Here is a 5,150-nt window from a genome sequence, read left to right as displayed (position 1 = left end):
GCCAGGTACTCCAGCCGGCAGCGGTCGCACTGCGCCAGGTGCCCGAGCAGCCGGCCCTCGTCGGCGGCCGCGATGTCCCTGAGCGCCAGCGCGACCAGCTCGTCGGCTTCGGCGTGGTTGGTCATTGCTCATCCACCTCCATCGCCAGCCGCATCCTCAGCAGGCCGGTGCGGATCCGGGTCTTGGCGGTGCCGAGCGGAATCCTCTCGTGGTCGGCGACCTCCTGCGCGGTGTTGCCACCGATGACCGCCAGGATCACCGCCCGGGCCTGGTCGGGCGGCAGCCGGCGCAGCTGCCTGGCCGCCTCGACCGCCTCCAGGTGGACGCCCATCACGTCGGTTGCGCTGCCCCGGGTGGCGGCTATCAGCTGGTCGAGCACCCCGTCCTCGATGGGTGTCACCCGCCTGGCCCGGATCACGTCGATGGCCAGGTTCCGGGTGATGGTGAGCAGCCAGGTGATCACGGCACCCCGGCGTTGGTCGTAGCTGCCGGCCGCCCGCCAGGCACGCAGGAACGCCTCCTGGCTGACGTCCTCGGCCAGTCCCCGGTCGTGCGTGATCGAGATCGCCAGCCCGAACACCGCCCGCTCGAACCGCCGGACGAACGCGACGATCGCCTGGTCGTCGTTGACCGACATGCCGGCGACCAGGTCGGCGTCCGACGCCCGATCGGCGCGCGGGAAGAGCGTCACATCAGGTGATACGGTCCAGCCATCCGAAACGATTGCGTCATCGGGCAATCCACTGCGGCGTCTGGGTCGTATCATCTACGTCCCCTCGCCCGGGGCAGCGCCAACCACGGCGTCCAGCACAACCTGGAGGAAGCCATGTCCACCAGATCAGTGTCACCCGGCAAGTTGATCGCCGGATCCATCCTTGGGCTGGCCTTGCTTGCCGCCTGTTCCGGCGGCGCGTCGCCCGGCGACGACACCGCCACAGCCGTCCCGCCCGCCGTTACGACGACCGCGTCCACCGCGCCGGTGACCCCGACCACGCCGATCGGGACACCGACCAGTACGACCGCTCCACCTGCCGACGCCAGCCCGCTGACCCTGACCATCTCCGACACCGACCTCGGGCCGATCCTGGTCGACGGTGCGGGCATGACCCTCTACATGTTCACCAACGACAGTCCGAACATGTCCGCCTGCGAGGGCCAGTGCCTGGTGAACTGGCCGCCGCTGCTGGGTGAGCCGGTCGCCGGCGTCGGCGTGGATGAATCGCTGCTCGGTTCCTTCGAGCGCGGCGACGGCGAGGTGCAGGCGTCCTACAACGAGTGGCCGCTGTACTACTGGGCCGCCGACAACGCCCCCGGTGACATCACCGGCCAGGGTGTGGGCGGGGTCTGGTTCGTGCTGGACGCCGACGGCAACCCGGTCGAGGGCTGAGCCATGGACTTCGGTCTGCCGTTGCACCCGCTGATAGTGCATGGGGCGGTGGTGCTGATCCCGCTGGCCGCGCTGGGGGCGATCCTGGTGGTCATCTTCCCGAAGATCCGCACCCGGTACGGGCTGCTGACCGAGCTGTTCGCCTTGGCCGCCACCGCCGCCGCGTTCGGCGCCCGCCTCACCGGCCCGATCCTGGCCGACGACCTGGGCATGGGCGGCTCGGAACGGATCGAACGCCACATGACCCTTGGGGTATGGACACCGTGGCCGGTGCTGCTGCTCGCGCTGGTGCTGCCGGTCTACCTGTGGGCGGCGAGGTCGAAGGACGACGGCGGTAGCCGGACGCCCTTCCTGATCGCCGGCATCGTCACCGTGCTGGCGGCCGTGGCCAGCGTGGTCTTCATCGTGCTGACCGGGGACTCCGGGGCCCGGGCGGTCTGGGGGCGTTGACCGAGCCCGGGGACGGGTCCTGGCTACAGGACCTCCCCCGGCCGGTAGGCCGCGGCCTCCGGTTCGGCGTCCACCAGCACCTGAACGCGCTGCACCACCCGCTCGACCTGCCGGGCGGCCGCACCGGTCAGCTCCAGCGGCTGGCTGATCAGCGCCGACAACTCATCCCGGCTCAGCCCCAGCCGCCCGTCGTCGGCGAGCCGGTCGAAAAGGCCGTTGTCCCGAGAGCCGGATTCGCGCATGTCAAGCACGGTCGCCACCGCGTTCTCCTTGATCACCTCGTGGGCGTCCTCACGGCCGATGCCCTTGCGCACGGCGGCCATCAGCACCTTGGTGGTGGTCAGGAACGGCAGGTAGCGGTCGAGCTCGGCGGCGATCACCTTCGGGTAGGCGCCGAAGTCGGCGAGCACGGTGAGGAACGTCTCGAACAGCCCATCGAGAGCGAAGAACGCGTCCGGCAACGCCACCCGGCGCACCACCGAGCAACTCACGTCGCCCTCGTTCCACTGGTCGCCGGACAATTCGCCGACCATGGACAGGTAGCCGCGGATCACGACCGACAGCCCGTTGACCCGCTCGCAACTGCGGGTGTTCATCTTGTGCGGCATCGCCGAGCTGCCGACCTGGCCCTTCCTGAAGCCCTCGGTGACCAGGTCGTCGCCGGCCATCAGCCGGATGCTGGTGGCCATGTTGGACGGGGCCGCCGCGGTCTGGGCCAGCGCACTGATCACGTCCAGGTCGAGCGAGCGCGGGTACACCTGGCCGGTCGAGTCCAGCACGTGCTCGAAGCCCAGCCCGGACGCGATCCGCTGCTCCAGTTCGTCCAGCTTGCCGAAGTCGCCGCCCAGCAGGTCGAGCATGTCCTGGCTGGTACCCATCGGACCTTTGATGCCCCGGGCCGGGTAGCGCCGGATCAGCCCGTCCAGCCGGGCGTGTGCGATCAGCAGTTCGTCGGCGCAGGTGGCGAACCGCTTGCCGAGCGTGGTCACCTGCGCGGCGACGTTGTGGCTTCGTCCCACGATGGGCTGGTCGGCGTACCTGACGGCCAGGTCGGCCAGCCGGGTGAGCACCGTGACCACCCGGGACCGGACCAGCTTCAACGACTCCAGCACCTGCATCTGCTCGACGTTCTCGGTGAGGTCACGGCTGGTCATGCCCTTGTGCACGTGCTCGTACCCGACCAGCCCGTTGAACTCCTCGATCCGGGCCTTGACGTCGTGCCGGGTGATCCGTTCACGGTCGGCGATGGAGTCCAGGTCGACGTGGTCGACAAGGGCGCTGTACCCGGCGATCACCTGGTCGGGGTCGTCGCCGCCGAAGTCGACACCCAGGTCGCGTTGGGCCTCCAGGACGGCGATCCACAGCCGCCGCTCGGCGACGATCTTGTTCTCCGCCGACCAGATCCGGCGCATCCTCGCCGACGCGTAGCGGCTGGCCAGCACATTCGGGACTGTCATGGTTCTCCTTGTCAGACGCCGTTGGCGGCGATCTCGAGGACGGCCTTGGCGGCGATGTCGAAGCGGCAGAACCCCTCGGCGAAGTCGATCCGGGTGATGTGTTCGTAGGCGTTGCGGCGCGCAGCGGCGAGGTCATCCCCAGCCGCGACGACGACCAGCACGCGGCCGCCGCTGGCCACCAGTTGCCCGGTGGCGTCCAGCGAGGTGCCGGCCTGGATCACGTAGGCGTCCGAGGTGTCGGGTGGCAGGACGATCTTGCAACCGACATGCGGGGACGCCGGGTAGCCCTGCGCGGCCAGCACGACGCAGACCCCGGCGCGGTCGTCGAACTCCAGTTCGCCGAAGCTGTCCAGCGTCCCGGTAGCGGCCGCGTACAGCACCTGGGCCAGCGGAGTACGCAGCAGCGGCAGCACCGCCTCGGTTTCGGGGTCACCGAACCTGGCGTTGAACTCGACCACCCGGGGGCCGCGCGAGGTGATCGCCAACCCGACGTAGAGCAGCCCGGTGAACGGGGTGCCCAGTTCGCGCATCCGGGCCAGCGTGGGGTGAACGACTTCGGTCATCACTTGGTCCACCACCCCGGGCGCGAGCCACGGCAGCGGCGAATAGGCGCCCATGCCGCCGGTGTTCGGGCCCTGGTCGTCGTCGCCGACCCGCTTGAAGTCCTGGGCGGGCTGCAGCGCGAGCGCGTTGGTGCCGTCGGTGATCACGAACAAGCTGGCCTCCGGGCCGTCCAGGTACTCCTCAACGACTACCCGGTCGCAGTCGCGGCCGTGCTCGATCGCCGCCTGCCGGTCGGTGGTCACCAGCACCCCCTTGCCGGCTGCCAGGCCGTCGTGCTTGACCACGTACGGCGGCCCGAACCGGTCGAGGGCGGCCACCAGTCCGGCTTCGTCTTGGCAGACCACGCAGTCCCCGGTCGGGACCCCGGCCTCGGCCATCACCTGCTTGGCGAACGACTTGGAACCCTCCAGCCGGGCGGCGGCCGCGCTCGGACCGAAGCAGGCGATGCCGGCTGCCCGCACCGCGTCAGCCACCCCTGCGACCAGCGGCGCCTCGGGGCCGATCACCACCAGGTTCGCGCCGATCCGGGACGCCAGTGCGGCGACCGCTTCCGGATCACACGGATCGACCGGGTGGTTGGCGGCGAAGGCGGCAGTGCCCGGGTTGCCGGGCGCCACGTGCACCGCTGCCACGGCGGGATCGGCGGCGATCGCCCGCGCCAGCGAGTGTTCGCGCCCTCCCGATCCGACGACGAGAACGGTCAACGCAAGCTCCGGCGCATTCACGCATCGAGTCTACTGGCAGCAGGGCGCGTCAAGCTCTGCGCCCGGTTGGGCGGCGCCACGTTGACAGGCAGTTCCTGGGAGGTGTCGTGATCTGGCTGATCCTGTTGGTCGAGGCCGCCGTCCTGGTCGGGACGGTGTACCTGGTTCGCACCGAACCCCGCCGGGCACTCAATGCCCCGCTGATCGGGGTGGTGACGCTGGCGATGCTCGGCTCGGTCGGGGTGGGCGCCGCTTCGGTCGGGGTGGGCGCCGCTTCGGCGCCGGTGGCCGCCGGCGTTGGCCTGGTCATGATCTCTTCGCCGCTGTGGCTGAGCGGCCTGGTGCTGGCGCTGCTGGCCAGCGGATTCAAGATGCTGGCCCGGGGTGGCCGCTCGATCAGCGACCTGCTCGGTGGGCTGAGCGGCCTGGCATTGATCGGCGTGCTGCTGCTCGGCTTCTGGCTGATCGCACTCGACCAGCGGTGGACCGTCGCGCTGGGGATCTGGTTGGTGCTGGTGACCAGTTGGCTGGGGTTCCTGTTCTTCTCGATGGTCAGCTACCAGTGGTTCTACTCGGTGATCGCCGCCC

General features: G+C 70.0%; 6 protein-coding genes. 3 read left to right on the top strand and 3 right to left on the bottom strand.

Features of this window, described 5'->3' with window-relative positions; all coding sequences use genetic code 11:
* Nucleotides 1–121: 121 nt before the first annotated feature.
* The gene (locus WBL05_RS08085; RefSeq protein WP_424225075.1) at nucleotides 122–691 is read right to left on the bottom strand and encodes an RNA polymerase sigma factor; all 570 of its coding nucleotides are present in this window, start codon (nucleotides 689–691) and stop codon (nucleotides 122–124) included.
* A 135-nt stretch (nucleotides 692–826) separates the two neighbouring features.
* Between WBL05_RS08085 and WBL05_RS08080 the strand changes: the two genes are divergently transcribed.
* Both WBL05_RS08080 and WBL05_RS08075 read left to right on the top strand, forming a co-directional pair.
* Complete coding sequence (locus WBL05_RS08080) at nucleotides 827–1,387, top strand: hypothetical protein (protein WP_424225073.1); 561 nt, start codon at nucleotides 827–829, stop codon at nucleotides 1,385–1,387.
* A 3-nt stretch (nucleotides 1,388–1,390) separates the two neighbouring features.
* Nucleotides 1,391–1,837 (top strand): DUF2231 domain-containing protein, encoded by a 447-nt coding sequence (locus WBL05_RS08075; protein ID WP_424225072.1) that lies wholly within the window; start codon nucleotides 1,391–1,393, stop codon nucleotides 1,835–1,837.
* A gap of 23 nt (nucleotides 1,838–1,860) precedes the next feature.
* On the opposite strand, the gene purB is transcribed toward WBL05_RS08075, so the two are convergent.
* Nucleotides 1,861–3,294 (bottom strand): adenylosuccinate lyase, encoded by a 1,434-nt coding sequence (gene purB / locus WBL05_RS08070; protein WP_424225071.1) that lies wholly within the window; start codon nucleotides 3,292–3,294, stop codon nucleotides 1,861–1,863.
* Nucleotides 3,295–3,305: 11 nt separating this feature from the next.
* Nucleotides 3,306–4,562 carry a phosphoribosylamine--glycine ligase gene (gene purD / locus WBL05_RS08065; protein WP_424225076.1) on the bottom strand — a complete coding sequence of 419 codons (1,257 nt, stop codon included), beginning with the start codon at nucleotides 4,560–4,562 and terminating at the stop codon, nucleotides 3,306–3,308.
* Between the two features lie 107 nt (nucleotides 4,563–4,669).
* On the opposite strand from purD, the gene WBL05_RS08060 reads away from it, so the two are divergent.
* Nucleotides 4,670–5,150: hypothetical protein (locus tag WBL05_RS08060; RefSeq protein WP_424225069.1), on the top strand; the 481-nt coding region annotated here is incomplete at its 3' end.

Source organism: Brooklawnia sp. (assembly GCF_049651565.1).
Classification (GTDB): Bacteria; Actinomycetota; Actinomycetes; order Propionibacteriales; family Propionibacteriaceae; genus Brooklawnia.
Note: the sequence above shows the minus strand (reverse complement) of the source record. Positions and strands in the feature narration are given on the sequence as shown.